The sequence below is a fragment of the Haloferax marinisediminis genome (genome assembly GCF_009674585.1).
Lineage (GTDB): Archaea > Halobacteriota > Halobacteria > Halobacteriales > Haloferacaceae > Haloferax > Haloferax marinisediminis.
In genome coordinates this window covers 855869-872832 of sequence record NZ_WKJP01000001.1, presented here as the reverse complement: position 1 = coordinate 872832, position 16964 = coordinate 855869, and the positions used below count along the sequence as shown (strand labels likewise).

Here is a 16964-nt window from a genome sequence, read left to right as displayed (position 1 = left end):
TCGGTCGGATGTCAGATTGCAATGGCTGGCGGAACGAACGGGGACCTGTGGGGCGGAATGCGGCTGTCAAAAAACAAGACGGCAGAGAGAGGTCGGTCTACTCAGTGCGGTGTGGTTTGACCGGGCCACCGAGGTCACGGCCGAACTCGTCGAACGCGTCGATGTCGTCCGGGAGGTCGTAGGGAATCTCTCGGTCGTCGGCCAAGTGTTCGCCTCCTGCGTCGAGCGGTTCGGCCACGTCTTCGAATCCAGGCTTTATCTTCACGCTCTTGGCAGGTGCGCCGACGACGATGTGGTGGGCTGGGACGTCTCCCTGGACGATGGCACGGGCGCCGACGATTGCGTTCTCACCGACGTGGTTTCCGGCGTTCACCATCGCATCGTAGGTGAGCCGAGCGTCGTCGCCGATTTTCGTGTGGTAGTTTCGGACTTCGGTCTGGTCGACGACGTCGTGTGCGTGACTGTAGATGTGGACGCTGTCGGAGATGGAGACGCGGTCGCCGATGGTGAGTTTGCCGCGGTCGTCGAGGTGGACGTCGTCGTGGATGACAGTGTTGTCGCCGACGGTGATGTTGTGGCCGTAGGAGAAGGTGACACCCTTGAAGATGCGGAGGTTGTCACCCGCCTCTTCGAACAGATGGTTGGCGAGCATCTGACGGAACCGGAGGGCGAAATCGACGTTGTCGGCCATCGGCGTTGCGTCGAACTGCCGCCAGAGCCACTGGAGGTGTTTCGATCGTTTGAACTTCTCGTCGTCTTTCTCGGCGTAGTACTCGGCTTCGAGAGTCGCGTTGCAGGGGTCGTACCCCTGTAGCCGAACTCGTGTCGCCGGTGACACGGGTTTCCCGCTCTGCCATCGCTCCCACGCTTCCCGGTCGCCGAAGAGGTCGATGAGGGTCTCTTGAACGACTGTACACGTGTCTTCCTCCGACGAGAGACGTTCGTCTACGTCGTCGATGAAGGCCTGCAACCCATCTTCGGCGTCTTCCGGAAGCGAAACCTCGACCTTCGTCATTACCATCTCGTTTGCCGTCAACGTTCAAAGGGGTTCGGTTGTGCATCGGCCGCGACAGCCCACGAAAGGGCAAAATTCGCTGGATTCTGGTCGCAATTATTCGGCGGCGAGCGCGAGTGGCGACCGTCAGTGGTGACGAACTAGAATGGTGAGACATATCCCACCCGACAAAGTTCATCCATCTATGAGTGAAGAGTTCGCAGGAGACACGCCGGCGTGGACGCGGGAGCACGCTGCTGGACTCCGCCGCGACGACTCGAACGTCGCGCCGATAATCTACCCACCGGACGAACGAGTAGACGAAGACCTCCACATCTGGGACACGTGGTTGCTCCGTAACCGAGACGGTTCTATCGCCGAAATCGACGGCCGTCGCATCATCTTTGCGCTCACGTCACCCTCGGACCTCCTCCCCGGGAAGCGCCACGACGTGGCGACCATCCGCTATTTCTACTCGACCGATGGCGAGAACTGGACGACCGGTGGCCGCATCTTCGACGACGGCGCACTCGGGCAACGCCAGTGGGCCGGGTCTGCGATGTACGACCCCGACGGCGACGAGGGCGAGGTGTACTTCTACTACACTGCTGCCGGCGAAGACGACGCCGAGGAACTGACCTACACGCAGCGCCTCGCGCTTGCGACGGGCGGAACCGTCCACACCGACGAGTCGGGACTCCGCATCGACGGCCCGTGGGACCACCAAATCCTCCTCACGCCTGACGGTGACTGGTACGAGCGCGAAGACCAATCTCGTGGGATGATATACACCTTCCGCGACCCGTGGTTCTTCGAGGACCCGCAGTCGGGCGAGACCTACCTCCTCTTCGAAGCCAACACGCCCGTTCCCGAAGGCGCAGGCAAGTGCGACGACCCAGTCTGGGAGGAGTTCAACGGGAGCATCGGCATCGCCCACTCGCCGACCGGTGACCCGACCGAATTCGAGCTTCGGCCACCGCTTCTCGACGCCGTCTGTGTGAATCAGGAACTCGAACGACCGCACTTCGTCGTCCGAGACGGTACCTACTACCTCTTCATCTCCAGCCACGTTCACACGTTCGCGCCGGGTCTGGAGGGCTACGACGCACTCTATGGTTTCGTCGCAGACGATCTCCGCGGCGAGTACGAACCGCTGAACGGTCACGGGATGGTTCTCACCAACCCATCGAACGCGCCCTTCCAGGCGTACTCGTGGCTGGTCTACGACCACGGGGACGACCTGCTCGTCACGTCGTTCTTCAACTACTACGACTACAACCGGGCGAGTCTGGACGACGTGTCGCTTCTGCCCCCCGAAGAGCAGATGCGACGCTTCGGCGGCACGCTCGCCCCCACAGTTTGTCTCGGCCTCGACGGCGACCAGACGAACATCGTCGACACCCTCGACCACGGCCACCTGCCACTTCCACGCGAATCGCTCCCCACCTCGTGGTGGGAACAGGCAGACCGCGAGGGCGAAGGCGAAGGCTACTACTAGAACTAGAATTCCGTGCCCGATTGTCGGGCGCGTTTCTGTCGGCGGTCTCGCTCCGTTTTCAGTCTCGTTTCCGGGCGTCGAACGCCGCGTCGAGTTCCCACGCGTCGAGCGTCTGTAGTTCGACAGCCCCATCGTGGGAGTGTTTGGCTGCGGCGAGTGAGACGCCGTCTGCGTCCGCCCGGGTCGGATAGACGCGAGTCGTGAGACACTGCTGCTCGTTTGCGAACAGTTCGAGGAGCGACCCGTCGACGAAGACACGGAGAGACAGCGAATCGCCCTCGACCGGCATCGACCGGGGTTCGCGGTCCACGTCGTGGTGACGAGTGCTGTGCTCTCTGTCGACCGTGACGTGCTCGCCGTCGTAGCGCACGATAGTTCGTTCCAAGCCAGTCGGCGACTCGAACAGCGTGAGTTCGAAGACGCCGCCGTCCTCGACAGTTACGTCGAGCGCGAGTTCGTACGCGTTACCAGAGAGCGGAAGCGACGTTCGGTCGCCGGCGTCGAACGACCCGTCGAATGAGAGGTCGTCGAGCGAGACGTGTTTTCCGCGAAGTGTCTCCAGTTCTGCTGCCGGTTGCTGGCGAAGTGTCCCGTCTTCGTCGACCGAGAGTTCGCGCGGGAGCGAGAGCATCCCCGACCATCCAGCGTGCCACTGCGCCTCGACGCCGCGGCCCTCTTTGACCCATCCCCACGAGAGCGTCCGGCCGTCGTCGTCCACGGTGGACTGCGGTGCGTAGAAGTCGCCGTAGTCGAGGAGCCCCTCGTTGTCTACGTCGAATTCCGGGGTGTCGAGGTCTGCCTCTCCGACGAAGTACCGAACGTCGTCGTAGTTCGAGACGTGGAAGAGGTCGTAGTCGTCGAATTCGAGCAGTTCGGGACACTCCCAGACAGTGCCGTGGCCCTCGGTCCCGCTGTGGAGTGGCCCAACGTACTCCCACTCGCGGAGGTCAGACGACCGGTAGAGGAGGGCAACCCCGCCAACGTGGGCGATTGCGGACCCGATGAGTTGGTACCAGTCGTCGCCAACCTTCCAGACGGCGTGGTCGCGGAACTCCGCGGCCCAGTCGTCAGTGCCGAGGATATCGATGTCGTCGGGGGCAGCCTCGATGATTGGGTTGTCGCTGGTTTTGTCCCACGACCGAAGCATCGGGTCGGTCGTCGTCGCCAGACACGGCAGTTGATGATGCTCACGCCCACCCGTGTAGAGAATCGTCGGCGTTCCGTCGTCGTCGACGACGGCACACCCCGACCAGCATCCGTCTCGGTCCGGGCCATCTGGGTCGGGTGTGAGTGCGACGGGCTGGTCTTCCCAGTGAACTAAATCCTCGCTCGTGGCGTGGCCCCAGTGAATCGACCCGTGAAACGGGCCGCCGGGGTTGTACTGGTAGAACATGTGGTACGTACCCTCGTACTGGATGACGCCGTTCGGGTCGTTCACCCAGTGCGCTGGGCCTGCGACGTGATAGCGAGGCCGGTGGTGGTCGTCGCCGAGGCGGTCACGCAGTTCGGCAAAGCCCGATGGGTCGGTCGGACGGTCCGAAAACGTCGGGCGGCGGTGTGCGGGGCCGCCGAGGAGTGCGAGCGCGTTTCGGAGGAAGTGCTCGTTCGACCCCATCGTCTCGAAGTCGTGGCCGTGGTGCGAGAGGAACGACACTTCGGCGCCGACTCCGTAGACGGTACCCGCACCGTGCTGCCACTCGACGACCGATTTGAGCGGGACGAGGTAGTCGTCGCCGTGGACGATGCTCCCCAGTATCCGGCCCTTCTCGGGGAGGATGTGTTCGTAGCGGGCGAACGGGCGAGGAGATTCGGGCGGTTGCATGTGGACGGCGAGCGTGTCGAATCCCTCGAACAACGGGTGGTCGGCGTAGAGAGATTTGGCCAACAGTCCCGTGGGGTGCGGTGAGGTTTCGGTGCCGACGGCGTCAGGTGCGACAGGGTCGATTCCCAGTTCGTCGACTGCAGTGAGGGCGTTGAGTGTCAGGAGGACACCGCCGCCGCCACTCAGGTAGTCGTCGAACGTGTCGGCGCAGTCGGCAACGAGTTCGCGTTGTGCAGTGTCGAGGTGCCGGTCAGAGTGCCACCAGACGACGTCGAAAGAAGCGAGGTCGATAGCCCCGTCAGCGATGGCTTCGAGTGAGACGGGTTCGACGTCCGCAATCGCCGTAACCCAGTCTCGTGCCACTCGCTGTTCGTCCGTGAGTTCGGAGACGAAAACGAACCCGACGCGGACGGAAAGTTCATCCATTGTCACTGGCCTTTGGCGGCACCGTTCATGAATCTGCGGATTCGTGCGAGGAACTGCACACACGGTCAATATCGAGCGGTGTGAGGGGCTCCTGCCCTGCGGGAACGAAACACACCCAATAAGTCACCGGACTGCTAAGCCCTGCGTATGCACTACCGTGAACTCGGGACCTCCGGTATCGAAGTCAGCGAGGTTGGCTTCGGTGCGTGGGTCGTCGGGACCGACTGGTGGGGCGACCGCTCCGACGAAGACTCCATCGAGATGATTCACCACGCCATCGACCAGGGAATCACGTTCTTCGACACCGGAGACGTGTACGGTCTTGGCCACTCCGAAGAGGTCGTCGGCGAGGCGCTCGCAGACTACCGCGACGAAGTCACTGTCGCCACGAAAGTCGGCTACGACTTCTACAACAACCCACAGGCCGGCCACGGTGAACTCCCCAAGGTGATTACCGGTGAGTGGGTCCGCGAAGCGACCGAAAAGAGCCTCGAACGGCTCGATATGGAGTACGTCGACCTGCTCCAACTCCACAACGCGAACGTCGAGGAGGTCACGCCAGACGTCCTCGAAACGCTGGACGAACTGAAAGAAGAAGGCCTCATCAAGGCCACTGGCTGGGCGCTCGGCCCCTCCATCGGGTGGCTCGCCGAAGGCGACATGGCCATCACCGAAGAGTTCGACGCGCTCCAAATCGTCTGGAACATGTTCGAACAGGAGGTCGGGAACCACTTCCTCGACACCATCGACGAGACCGGGTCGGAGACGAGCCTCATCGCTCGCGTCCCACACTCTTCGGGCCTCCTGAACGAGCAGGTTCGCCCCGAGACGGAACTCGGTGCGGGCGACCACCGTGGCTTCCGCCCCGACGAGTGGTACGAGACTGGTTGGGAGAAGCTCGAGACCCTCCGCTTCCTCGAACGCGACGGCGAGCGCTCCATGGCGCAGGCTTCCATCGCGTGGCTCCTCGGCTTCGACGCCACGGCAGCAGTCACCCCGACGTTCCGCACGAAAGACGACATCACCGAGTGGGCTGCCGCCTCCGACGTGCCGAAACTCTCCGACGAAGAGATGCAGCGCGTCGCAGACCTCTACGCAGACAACTTCGGCATCGACCGCTTCGACGGCATGGACGCACTCCGCTCGTCGGTCGGCGGTGACGACATCCGCGACGCCGGCCTCGACAAGCGCGTCGCCGAAGGCGCCCGCAACGAAGCATAGATGGTTCGCCTGCGGACCATCCTCGGCATCACCGCCGTCGCCCACGTCCTGCTCGCGTGGTTGGTCAGCCTCGACGCGAGAAAACGTGGTGACGACGCCGGTCGCTGGGTCGTGAAGACGCTCCTGACGGGCGTGTTCGGTGTCGCCGACTACGTTCAGAACGGACGGTAACTCGCCACCCGACCCGAACACTCTCTTCGTCGCCCTCGACACTGAACGCGCGTCGCCAGACCAAAAGAGACACAACACCGCACGCTGTGAGCGGCAGTAATGCGCCAGTCATTCGTCGACCTACTGCCCGACCTTCTCGAACTCCTCGTCTTCGGCATCGGAAGCGCCGGCCTCTCCGTCGCCGGTGCGTACATCGAGCGATTCGCACTGCTGACCGTCCAACACGGCGACCTCGGATTCGGCGCGTGGGCACTCGTCATGGGTGCCGCAGTGCTCTACTTCGCGTACCTCCTCGGGACCGACAAGTTCCACCCGAAGCTGCGAGAGGTTCGCGCCGCTCTCGCATAGGGCTGAAAAAGTAAAACGCGGTTTCTCCTAACCCAGCCTTTACGCCAAGAAGACGTGACGCGGCCGGTCTGCCAGCACGCACACGCCACCTTTTGCTGCGCTCGCTTAGCTCGCTGGCAAAATCTGGACCAAAAGGTTCGTCACCCCCGTTCGGGGGGTCCTCACCCCGCTCCCTTCAGTCGCGGCCTTACGCCAAGAAGACGTGTCGCGGCCGGTCTGCCAGCACGTCACGGCCCCACTGGACCGTGTCGCGGAAGGCGTCAGACCGGAAGAATCCCATGGCGTCTTCCTGCGAGCGCCACTGACTGGCGATGAACATGTCGTTCTCGTCTTCGACGTTGACCATCAGGTCCGTGTCGAAGTGCCCCTCCATGTCGTCGAGGAGCCCACCGACGACGCCGAACTTCTCGACGAAGTCTTCGCGGGAGTCGGGCTTGACGGTGTAGAACATCCCCATCGTCCCGAAGCCGGATTCTTCGCCGGCGCGCTCGACGATGCCGGGGAGTTCCGAGAGGAACCCTGCGGCAGTCTCGGCGGCCGATGCGGTCTCCCAGATGGAGACGACAGCGGTTCGGCCACGCTCGTTGGCCTCGTAGACGGCCGTCTTGACGTGCGTCGGGTAGTGGTCGAAGTTCCCGCGGAGGCCGTCGACTTCGTCGAACAGGTCGTCTGAATCGGCTTCCGAGTACAGCACCGTCGCGTACACGTCTTCGCCGTGCGGCTTTCCGGCGTAGATGTTCAGGTCTTCGAGTTCTCCGCGAATGTCTTCGTCTGCGCGCTCTTCGTCGGAGTCGTCGTCACCGTGGCCGTGGTGGCCGCCCTCACCGTGGTGTCCACCTTCGCCGTGGTGGTGGTCACCCTCACCGTGTGCGTGGGCGTGATGGTGCGATTCGTCGCCGAACTCGCTCGTCGGGACCGCGTCACCTGCGAGGAACGCGCCGAGGTCCGACGGCGGGAAGCGTCGGCCGACGTAGAACTGGTCGAACTCGCCGTACAGACTCGACACTTCGTCGAAGCGCATCTCGTAGACGATATCCTTGATGTCTGTCGGGTCGTCGCCGAACAGCGTGACACCCCACTCCCAGTCGTCGAATCCGACCGACGACGCGATGACCTGCTTGATTTTGCCGGCGTACTTGCGACCCGTGTCCCCGTGGGTGGACATGAGTTCGCGGCGCTCGTCGAACGGCAGGTCGTACCAGTTGTGTTTCTCACCGCGACGCTTCGACATCGGGTAGAACGACATGTAGGTGTCCTCCGGGATGTCGGGCTTGAGTTTGCCCTCGATGTAGCGGAGGAGTCCGGTGTCGATGTCCTCTTTGTTGCCCTCGAAGTAGTCGTCCGAGACGTACCCGGACACTTCGGTAACGGAGACGTACGAAGTCGGTTGCTCCGTGAACGCGGCGAAGGCGGTCTGTTCGAACTTCCGTTCGGCGCGAGAGAGGGAGTCCAGCGTCGGCCGGAAGTGAACGACCACGAAGTCGGCCTTGTGGCCGAGGACAGAGAAGATAGCCGAGGTGCCTTCCTCGTCGTCTTCGACCGCTTCGTGGGATTCGAGATAGGCGACGCCGTCTTCGAGTGCTCGTTGGCGCTCGTGCTCGGGCGCATCCCGCCACGCGTCCCAATCGACGGTTCGGAAGTCGTGCAGCGCGAACCAGCCCTCGTCGGTCTGTGGGGCCTCTACCATACCCGGGGTTTAGGATTCATCCGGTATTGAAGTTGCGAGTCTTTTCGGCGCGCGAGAACAGACGAGAGAACGGACGTATCCCCGACAGAAGCGGAGTTATCCGCCGAGAAGCGTCGGGCCGAATATCATGAGCAAGAGCGACGCGAGCATCGTCAACCCGATGGACGTGGTGATGGTTCGGACCAGCGTGTGCCGGTCGTCCACCGGGAGCCGCGAGACGATGGCTTCCGCCCCGGTCCGGAGGATGCGTCCACCGTCGAGTGGGTAGCCCGGGATACAGTTGAACAGACCCAGTTGGAGGTTAATCCACGCCGTCCAGAACAGGACGTTGGCGAGGATGAAGACACCGCCGCCGAGGAACCCGAAGGGACCGCCCACTTGGTAGAAGTTGATGACGTCGCCTGTGAACCCGGGGAAGTTCGGAATCCCGAGGACGACGGACGCGAGCGGTAACAGAAGCGAGACGTAGACGAGTTGGAGGGGTGACCCACCGAAGGCGTTGCCGAGGCCACCGGCACCGTCGCCGCCGTCACCGCCGAGGAGCGAGAGATACGTCCCGGCGGGGTACGCTTGGGTCCCGAAGTCCGTCAGGAGAAGCCCACTCGTCCCGTCGAAGATGTTGACACCGAGGAACCCGTTTCCGTCCTGTGGGTTCTCACCGAGCGTCACGTCGACCGTCTGGAACGCACCGTCCTGGTACACTTCGACGGAGACGGTCTGTCCGGGGGTAGTCGCATCGAGTGCGACCTGTAACTCGGTCGACGACGTGATTCGCTTTCCGTCGAAACTCGTGATGATGACTGGTGCCGCCGCCCCCGTCGCGTTGTAGAGGGGTTGGTCTTCGGCGATGTTCGTGATGTACGCGCCGATGGGGATGGTCCGCTCGCCGGCCGACGTTTCGAGACGGGCGAACCGCGAGTCACCGACGGCTTCCTCGAAGCCAGCACGCGTGTAGACGGGCGTCCCGTTGACTGCAGTCACACGAATCGGGTCGCTTCCCGACTCGACGGTGAGATTGGCCGGGTTGCCGGCGACAGACCCGGCGACGATGAGTCCACGTTGGACCGACGTGGTTCGTTCACCGTCGAGTTCCACCGTCACAGTTCGGTCGTCGGCAGCGAGCAGGGCCGCATCGAGTTCCTGTGTCGTGTTGACCGATGTGCCGTCGATTGCGGTCACTCTGTCGCCACCGCTGATGCCTGCGGCGTCGGCGGGTGAGCCTGCGTACGCGCCGGCAACTGCGATTCCCGGTGCGACAGAAATCGACCCGATGACCGGACCGAACAGCAACGCGAACGCGACGAAGGTGACCGCGAAGTTGTTGGTCACGCCAGCGGCGAACATGCGAGATTTTCCACCTCGGTCGGCGCGGCGTTGACTCTCTTCGGACGGTTCGACGAACGCGCCGACGGGGAGAATCGTCAGGAGGACGATGCCCATCGACTCCACGTCGATGCCTTCGACGCGACTGAGGATACCGTGGCCACCCTCGTGGACGACGAGTCCGATGAGGAGGCCGAAGAGAATCTCCGGCGCGACAGACAGCGGGAGGAAGTCGTTGACGCCGGGGATGACGAGGAAGTTCTGTGGTTGGTTGACTTGTGAGGGCGCGGGGGGGTTCTGGACGATGAGGACGGCCTGATAGACCAGAAGGACGAACGTCCCGACCATTATCACGAGGGCGATACCGAGGCCGATGTTACTCCACGCACGCCAGAACCGTTTGGGTTCGGCGAGTGTGTCGAGTAACTCACGTCCTCGACGGGTGTGAACCGTCGTGAGTGGGCCCTGGACGCGGACGTACTCGGGGAGAATCCCACGGGTACGCAACAGCGCCGCGAGGAGAGAGTAGGCGATGAATCCGGCGAGGATCCACAGCAGCGTATTCATCGCCCGGAAAGAAGCGGCGCGCGCCAAAAGGCGTTCGGGTTACGGTACCACGCTGGACGAACCGGATTGCAGTACCACGCTAAACGAACCGGATTACTCTTCGTCTTCGTCGGACTCGTCACCGGGCGACTCGATTTCGACTTCCACGGCGTCTTCGTCCGCAGATTCAGTAGTCGATTCCTCTTCGGCCATCTCTTCGTCGGGATCGTGTTCGACGGAGACAGTGGCAGTGTCGTCTGCCACCGACTCGGTCTCGTCGTCGAGGTCGATGTCGGTGTACGACTCGCTGCGCGACGAGCGGAGTCGGTAGACGACGTAGGCGACGCCGGCGAGGAGGACGACGAGGAGGAACAGTCGCCCGAGTGACCGTCCGCCGGACGAGTCGTCACCGACGTCTGCCTGTTCGGAGTCGGCGTCGAACTCTTCTAATTCGATATCGAACTCGTCTTGCGATTCTTCGATGCTTCGGATAAAGTCGATGAGGGACATGTGAAATCACTGCGGCACGGCCGCGGCGGGTCGTTCGTGTGAACGAACCTGTTTTCGAGTACGCACGACGAGGACATAAGTCGTCCCCCAGAAGGTCTTTATCCGATGGCGGAAGCATCCGAACCCATGTTCGATAGTTCCCGCTACGAAGTCAGACAGAAGGTGTCCATCGGAACCAAATACGTCGTCTACGGCAACGACGAACCCATCCTCTCGGCGAAGAAGAAGAAGTTCAAACTGAAAGAAGACTTCCGCCTGAACGATTACGAGACGGGCAAAGAGCGCTTCCGCGTGAAAGCCGACAGCGTCCTCGACGTCTCGGCGGCCTACGATATCGTCGATAGCCAGACCGACACTCGGGTTGGTGCGGTCAAGCGTGGCGCGTTCTCGTTCGCAAAACACACTTACCAACTGCTCGGACCGAACGGGTCAGTCGTCGGCCGAATCGTCGAAGACAACGTGCCGATGGCCGTCGCCCGGCGGTTCATCACTACCCTCATTCCGTTCTCGTACCGCGTCGAGAACGCTGGCGGTGAGTCTGTCGGCGAAATCTCCGAACAGTTCGCACTCCGAGACAAATACACGATTGAAGCAGATACCGACGAGATAGACCCGCGACTGCTCGTCGTCGGCGCAGTCGTCATCGACGCGATAGAAGAGAACTGAGAGGAGAGATAGAGAGGAGAGACGGACGGGAGAACTGAGAGGAGAGTTTCAGACAGGAGTTATCTCGTCACGCCTCGCGGCGGAGGCGCGTGACGACGAAGTCCTGTTCGAGCTCGCCGAGGAACTCGCCGAGACGCGGGCCTTGCGTCGCGTCGAAGAACAGGCGGTAGCCAGCGGCGAAGAAGTCGCCCATCTCGATGTCGTTGCGGCGGGCGGTCTCGTAGATTTCGCCCTGAATCGCCTCGCCGTCGTGGTTCTCCTCGACGAAGTCGGCCAGTTCGTCGAGTGCCGCCTCGACTGCGGGGTCGAAGTCGAACTCGGGGAGGTCGACCTGCAGACGGTAGTTGTACTGGTTGTCCATCTTCTCCGCCCAGTTGCGGGCGCGTTCGACCCGCGCGAGCGCCTCTTCGACCACGTCTTCCGGCGTGTCGTCGTCGAAGAAGCCCTCGTTTTTGGCCATCTGCTCGCGGAGTTCCTCGTCGTCGGTCATCCCGAGGACGGCCGCGAACGTGTAGGGAAGACGGATGCAGTCTTCGCGCACTTCGTCGACGACGAACGGGTACGCTCGCTTGGCGAACCGCGTCAGGTTCTCGTCGTCGACCTCGCCGAAGTACGCGCGTTCGAAGCGGTCGAAGTCGTCGACCAACTGGTCGAGACGGGTGAGGTCGAGGTCGCGGGCCTTCCGCGGGTTGAGCGCGAAGAAGTACCGCAGGACCTCGGGTTCGAGCAGTTCGAGCATCTCCGAGACGGTGACGATGTTTCCTGCCGAGGACGACAGTGCCTTCCCGTTGAGCGTGAACCACTCGTAGACCATCGGAACCGGCGGTTCGATTCCGAGGACGTTGCGTGCGATGTCGTCACCAGAGGGCCACGACCCTTCGGCGTGGTCCTTGCCGAACGGCTCGAAGTCGACACCGAGGACCTGCCACTGACCGGGCCACTCGAAGCGCCACGGGAGCTTGCCCTCGCGGAACGTCGCGGTTCCCTCGTGGCCACACCCGTCGATGGTGTTGTCGCCGACGGTCATGTCGGTACAGACGTAGTCGACGGTACCGGCGTCCACGTCGACCGAGGAGATGGTCTCGGTAATCTTCCCGCACTCCTCACAGACCGGGTTGAACGGGACGTAGTCCTCGTCGACCTTCGACTGGTACTTCGAGAGGACCTCGCGCGCGGTGTCGATGTTGTCGAGGACGTGTTCGACGACAGGGTCGAAGTCGCCGTCGGCGTACATCTCGGTGTTCGAAATCATCTCGACGGGGATGTCGAGGCGGTCGGCGTCGGCCTTCAGCAGGGCGGCGAAGTGGGCCGCGTACGACTCCTCTTCACCGAACGGGTCCGGAATCGACGTGTACGGCTTGCCGAGATTTCGCCCGAGAGCGCCGGCGTCGACCTCACCGAGACCGACGATGTTGCCGTCTTCGTCGGCGAGTTTTCGGGGGAGTTTGCGGAGTGGGTCTTTGTCGTCACTCGTGAAGACCTGCCGAACTTCGTGGCCGCGTTCGCGGAGCACTTCGGCGACGAAGTAGCCACGGATAATCTCGTTGAAGTTGCCGAGGTGGGCGACACCAGACGGCGAGACGCCGCCTTTGATGACGATTGGTTCCTCGGGGTCTCGTGCTTCGATTTCGTCTGCGACGTCGTCCGCCCAGAAGTCGCGGTGGCCGTCACTCGACTCGCCCGCGCTGTCGAAGGCGTCGGTGGAAGGAGCTTCGTCTGCCGTCATCTCACTGGGCCCAGTACGTCGGTTCGTCGCCGCCTTCGGGGATGATGTCCGTCCCAGAGTGCTCGCCACGAAGGACTGCAGGTTCGACGCGAGACGGGTCGGTTCCGTCGAGGACGATGGTGCGCATCTTCGCCCGTTCGATGAGTTTCGCGGCGAGGAGGTCGACCGGCGCGGACGACCCGGCGTTCATCTCGATGTCACCGATGACGTCGACGAGTTCTCCCGCAGTCATCTCCTCGAACTTCGTCGCGTCGGGGTCGCTCTTCGGGTCGGCGCTGAACACGCCGTCGACGCTGGTTGCGTAGATGAGCAAGTCGGCGTCGACGTACTCTGCGAAGGCGGCCGCGACAGCGTCCGTCGTCTGGCCGGGCATGACGCCGCCCATCACGGAGATGTCGCCGCGGCGGATGGCGTCGCCCGCGTCTTCGTAGTCGTGGGCGACCTTCGGGTCGACCTGCGACCCGAGCGCTGCGATGAGCAGACGGGCGTTGATTCGGGTCACGTCGATGCCGATTTGGTCGAGTTGAACCTCGTTCGCACCGAGTTCACGGGCCGCACCGATGTAGTCACGCGCGACACCGCCGCCGCCGACGACTGCACCGATTTCACACCCCTCTCGTGCAAGAGACTCAACGACAGACGCGTGGGCTTCTACACGCTGTGGGTCGAGGTCCGGCGCGAGTACGCTTCCGCCGATGGAGATGACGACTCTCATTGCACACGGGTATCCGTGAGCGCATCTTAAGGGTTATCAAGTGCGAGACACCCGTGTCGGGGGGTTTAAACCAGTCTCGCGGCGAGTACGGGTATGCGACTGGTCACCGTGGAGACGATATCGTTCATCGTCGTCGGATGGGTGCTCGCCCTCGGTGCACTCTACGTCCGCTACTACCGAGGTGAGTTCGGCCGCCGAACCGGCCTCTACTGGGCGGTTGTGGCGTGCTTTTCTATCGGGTGGGCACTCAGACAGTACAACACACTCCCCGAGACCGCCGAAACCGTCGTCGGGACGGTCGCACCGTGGATTTCCACACTGTTCGGTCTCCTCGGGTTTGCCATCACGTTCTACCTCTATCGGACGCGGCCCAACAGGGGCGACGACACGGCCGACGACACACCTCCCTCGGAGCAATCTTAATCCGTCGCGGGGCGAGAGACTCTGTATGCACGTACTTGGCGTGGTCGGTCCGGGCGCGACCGTCCTCTGTGAACGACTCGCCCCCCATCTGGATGGGCGCGTCGCGACCGTCGAATCGCTCCCGCGCAACGCGGCAGAGTCAGACGCACCCGACTCAGTCGACGGTGCGTACGGACTCGCACCCGAAGGAAACTGGGTCGGTGCAGGTGAGAACCGTGACCTCGACAGCCTGCTCGACGAACTGTCGTCTCGCTACGACTACGCGCTTCTCTCTGGATTCCCCGACGCGCACGTCCCGACACTCTCTCTCGGTGACGTTGAAGCAGCGAACGTCGTCGTGGAGGCAGAAGCCACGAACGAGGTCGACCTCGACAAACTCGCGGTCGACATCGACTCCTTCGAGCCCCACATAACACTCGGCTCGCTCGTCGAGCAAGTGAAATCCGACCCACAAGCGGAGTACTCCGGTGCGATTGCGACGTTCACTGGACGCGTCCGCGCGAAGGATTCCGAAGACGATTCACCGACGACGAGCCTCGAATTCGAGAAGTACGACGGCGTCGCCGAAGCCAAGATGGCGACCATCTCCGAAGAACTCGAAGACCGAGAGGGCGTCTACCGGGTCCTCATGTACCACCGAGTCGGCGTCATCGGAGACGGCGAAGATATCGTGTTCGTCGTCGTGCTCGCAGGACACAGGACAGAAGCGTTCAGAACCGTCGAAGACGGCATCAACCGATTGAAAGACGAAGTGCCGATATTCAAGAAGGAGACGACCGTCGACGAGGAGTTCTGGGTGCACGACCGCTGAGCCGCCACGCGACACCAAATCGGGGCGTTCGACGGAATACTTGGCCCATTTGGCCGAAATTGAGGAATATATTACCGCAAAATGACGCATCTCAGCGTGTATTTGGGGTATATTTCCACCACATTATGTTTAGAATACAAGTGACGAATAAATCTCTTAGAACGCGTTATAAAATATCTAAGCGTTTCTAGAAGAATTGTAAAACGAACCCTTTTCGTGGATTCAGGCTGAAAGCGGTCGAACTAATCTCAACGGTCCTTCCTTTATAACACCTTCTGGGGGTAAGAAGTGGGTGAGGTGTACCAGATGAGCGTTACAGTATCCCCCTCCACCGATGGTAGCTCGAAGGAAGACCGTCTCAAGCAGTATCTGATCGACCGTGCAAAAGACGGAGAGATGTACTTCAAGAGCAAATTCATCGCCGACGACGTCGGTCTGTCCCCCAAAGAGATCGGCGCGCTGATGGTCAAACTCCGTGACTCCGCCACCGAGCTGACCATCGAGAAGTGGTCGTACACGAGTGCGACCACGTGGCGTGTCGAGTCTGCCTGACGTCGTCCCGTGGAGACAACCCTGAAAGCCCCCGAATAGCCCCCACACGGCCCTGGTAGACACCACCTCGGGCCAGAGACCACCACACACCACCACCGCACCGCTGACCACCACCACACGAACCGACCACCACCCGAACGTACATCACCAACGTTCCCCCTCACCCACAGCACACTCTCACCTGTAACACACCCCCGCCTGTGGCACCCCGCCTGCGACACGCCCTCCAAACGTCTCCCCCGTGGATTTCTGTTTTCCCGACCACCGTGTATACTCCGCCGAGAGCGGCGTATCAGTCCGTTCTGAGGGTCACGGGATTTATGCACGTTGCACACCTATCGTCGGGTAATGGAACAGTTCGAATCGGCGGACGGACCGCCGGTCGAGGCCCTCCGTGCTGTCTTCGACGTCCACGAGACACGGACCGACGGTGAGCGACTGGTCTACTACGGTGAGTCGCTCGTTCCGGAACAGATGTTAGTCCGTGAGGTGTGGCCGGCGTTCCGTCAGGCCGGATACGAAGTCCAAGCACAGACGACTGGGTTCGGCGGGACAGACGTCGTCGTCGCCGAACCCATCTCGACCGGTGTCGACGGCATTCCGTGGAAGAACGTCGCCCTCTTCGTCGCGACGATCGTCTCGACGCTGTTCGTCGGTGCGGTGGGATGGTACTACGTTCCGCTGTCAGACCTCACCGCCAACCCGCTTCTCGCGCTCCAGGCGTGGCCCTTCACGGCTGCGGTCCTCGGTGTCCTCTCGGTTCACGAACTCGGCCACTATCTGATGGGGAAGTACCACGGCGTCAACGTCTCGCTTCCCTACCTCATCCCGTTCATCTTCCCGTTCGGGACGCTGGGTGCTATCATTCGCATGCGCGGGCAGATGCCAGACCGGAAGGCCCTGTTCGACATCGGCGTCGCGGGGCCTCTCGCCGGACTCGCGGCGACCATCGTCGTCACCGTCATCGGCCTCTCGCTCGAACCGATGACGGTTCCAGCGTGGGCGTTCTCCAGTTCGAGCGACGTCATCATCTTCAACAACCCACCGCTGTTGGACGCTATCGCGACGATACTCGGTCGCCCGACGGAGTACCCCGACCCACGAACTGTCGTCCACCCCGTCGTCATCGGTGGATGGGTGGGGATGTTCTTCACCGTCCTCAACTTGCTCCCAGTCGGCCAACTCGACGGTGGACACATGGTCCGCGCGATGCTCGGTGAGCGTCAGGAGTCACTCGCTGCGGCCGTCCCCCTCGTCTTGTTCGGTATCGCCGGCTACCTCCACTACGTCCGCGGCCTCGGTATCAACGAGTCAGTCGGCCTCTGGTTCTTCTGGGGTCTCCTCTCGACGTTCATCGCCTACAACGGCCCTGCAGACCCGGTCGACGAGACACCACTCGGGACGGGACGAATCGCTGTCGGGTTGTTTACGTTCGCCCTCGGTGCGGCGTGCTTCCTGCTCGTTCCGATTCAAGTGATTCCGGGGTAAGAAGCGAGAGTCGTGTCGGCACCCGGTACAGGGATGG

16 protein-coding genes are annotated in these 16964 nt (G+C 62.3%); 9 read left to right on the top strand and 7 right to left on the bottom strand.

Features of this window, described 5'->3' with window-relative positions; translation table 11 throughout:
* Positions 1 to 97: 97 nt before the first annotated feature.
* Complete coding sequence (locus GJR98_RS04505; protein ID WP_151135872.1) at positions 98 to 1015, bottom strand: acyltransferase; 918 nt, start codon at positions 1013 to 1015, stop codon at positions 98 to 100.
* 184 nt (positions 1016 to 1199) lie between these two features.
* Between GJR98_RS04505 and GJR98_RS04500 the strand changes: the two genes are divergently transcribed.
* Positions 1200 to 2492, top strand: coding sequence for a glycoside hydrolase family 68 protein (locus GJR98_RS04500; protein ID WP_151135869.1), 1293 nt, complete (start codon positions 1200 to 1202; stop codon positions 2490 to 2492).
* A 58-nt stretch (positions 2493 to 2550) separates the two neighbouring features.
* On the opposite strand, the gene GJR98_RS04495 is transcribed toward GJR98_RS04500, so the two are convergent.
* Positions 2551 to 4740: a GH32 C-terminal domain-containing protein gene (locus tag GJR98_RS04495; RefSeq protein WP_151135867.1), complete on the bottom strand. Its 2190-nt coding sequence runs from the start codon at positions 4738 to 4740 to the stop codon at positions 2551 to 2553.
* A 147-nt stretch (positions 4741 to 4887) separates the two neighbouring features.
* Here GJR98_RS04495 and GJR98_RS04490 point away from each other — a divergent pair, with 147 nt between their 5' ends.
* From GJR98_RS04490 to GJR98_RS04485, 3 genes are all read left to right on the top strand, one after another.
* Positions 4888 to 5961, top strand: coding sequence for an aldo/keto reductase (locus GJR98_RS04490; RefSeq protein WP_151135865.1), 1074 nt, complete (start codon positions 4888 to 4890; stop codon positions 5959 to 5961).
* On the top strand, positions 5962 to 6132 hold the full coding sequence (locus tag GJR98_RS17430; protein ID WP_191965416.1) for a hypothetical protein: 171 nt from the start codon (positions 5962 to 5964) through the stop codon (positions 6130 to 6132).
* A gap of 99 nt (positions 6133 to 6231) precedes the next feature.
* The gene (locus GJR98_RS04485) at positions 6232 to 6480 is read left to right on the top strand and encodes a hypothetical protein (protein WP_151135863.1); all 249 of its coding nucleotides are present in this window, start codon (positions 6232 to 6234) and stop codon (positions 6478 to 6480) included.
* 187 nt (positions 6481 to 6667) lie between these two features.
* Here GJR98_RS04485 and GJR98_RS04480 read toward each other — a convergent pair whose 3' ends face one another.
* From GJR98_RS04480 to GJR98_RS04470, 3 genes are all read right to left on the bottom strand, one after another.
* Positions 6668 to 8167 (bottom strand): heme-binding protein, encoded by a 1500-nt coding sequence (locus tag GJR98_RS04480; RefSeq protein WP_151135861.1) that lies wholly within the window; start codon positions 8165 to 8167, stop codon positions 6668 to 6670.
* Positions 8168 to 8263: 96 nt separating this feature from the next.
* Positions 8264 to 10057 (bottom strand): site-2 protease family protein, encoded by a 1794-nt coding sequence (locus GJR98_RS04475; protein ID WP_151135859.1) that lies wholly within the window; start codon positions 10055 to 10057, stop codon positions 8264 to 8266.
* 93 nt (positions 10058 to 10150) lie between these two features.
* Positions 10151 to 10546, bottom strand: coding sequence for a hypothetical protein (locus tag GJR98_RS04470; protein WP_151135857.1), 396 nt, complete (start codon positions 10544 to 10546; stop codon positions 10151 to 10153).
* 126 nt (positions 10547 to 10672) lie between these two features.
* Between GJR98_RS04470 and GJR98_RS04465 the strand changes: the two genes are divergently transcribed.
* Entirely contained in the window at positions 10673 to 11212 is a 540-nt protein-coding gene (locus tag GJR98_RS04465; RefSeq protein WP_151135855.1) for a hypothetical protein, read from the top strand.
* Positions 11213 to 11279: 67 nt separating this feature from the next.
* Here the strand turns inward: GJR98_RS04465 and lysS are convergent, their stop codons facing one another.
* Positions 11280 to 12938, bottom strand: coding sequence for a lysine--tRNA ligase (gene lysS / locus GJR98_RS04460; RefSeq protein WP_151135853.1), 1659 nt, complete (start codon positions 12936 to 12938; stop codon positions 11280 to 11282).
* Position 12939: 1 nt separating this feature from the next.
* Complete coding sequence (gene pyrH, locus GJR98_RS04455; RefSeq protein WP_151135851.1) at positions 12940 to 13653, bottom strand: UMP kinase; 714 nt, start codon at positions 13651 to 13653, stop codon at positions 12940 to 12942.
* 93 nt (positions 13654 to 13746) lie between these two features.
* Here pyrH and GJR98_RS04450 point away from each other — a divergent pair, with 93 nt between their 5' ends.
* The 4 genes from GJR98_RS04450 (at position 13747) to GJR98_RS04435 (ending at position 16927) form a co-directional block, all read left to right on the top strand.
* Entirely contained in the window at positions 13747 to 14076 is a 330-nt protein-coding gene (locus tag GJR98_RS04450; protein ID WP_151135849.1) for a hypothetical protein, read from the top strand.
* A gap of 25 nt (positions 14077 to 14101) precedes the next feature.
* Positions 14102 to 14887: a molybdopterin synthase gene (locus GJR98_RS04445; protein ID WP_151135847.1), complete on the top strand. Its 786-nt coding sequence runs from the start codon at positions 14102 to 14104 to the stop codon at positions 14885 to 14887.
* Positions 14888 to 15193: 306 nt separating this feature from the next.
* Positions 15194 to 15439: a DUF7123 family protein gene (locus tag GJR98_RS04440; RefSeq protein WP_151135845.1), complete on the top strand. Its 246-nt coding sequence runs from the start codon at positions 15194 to 15196 to the stop codon at positions 15437 to 15439.
* A 348-nt stretch (positions 15440 to 15787) separates the two neighbouring features.
* On the top strand, positions 15788 to 16927 hold the full coding sequence (locus tag GJR98_RS04435; RefSeq protein ID WP_151135843.1) for a site-2 protease family protein: 1140 nt from the start codon (positions 15788 to 15790) through the stop codon (positions 16925 to 16927).
* Positions 16928 to 16964: the final 37 nt, after the last annotated feature.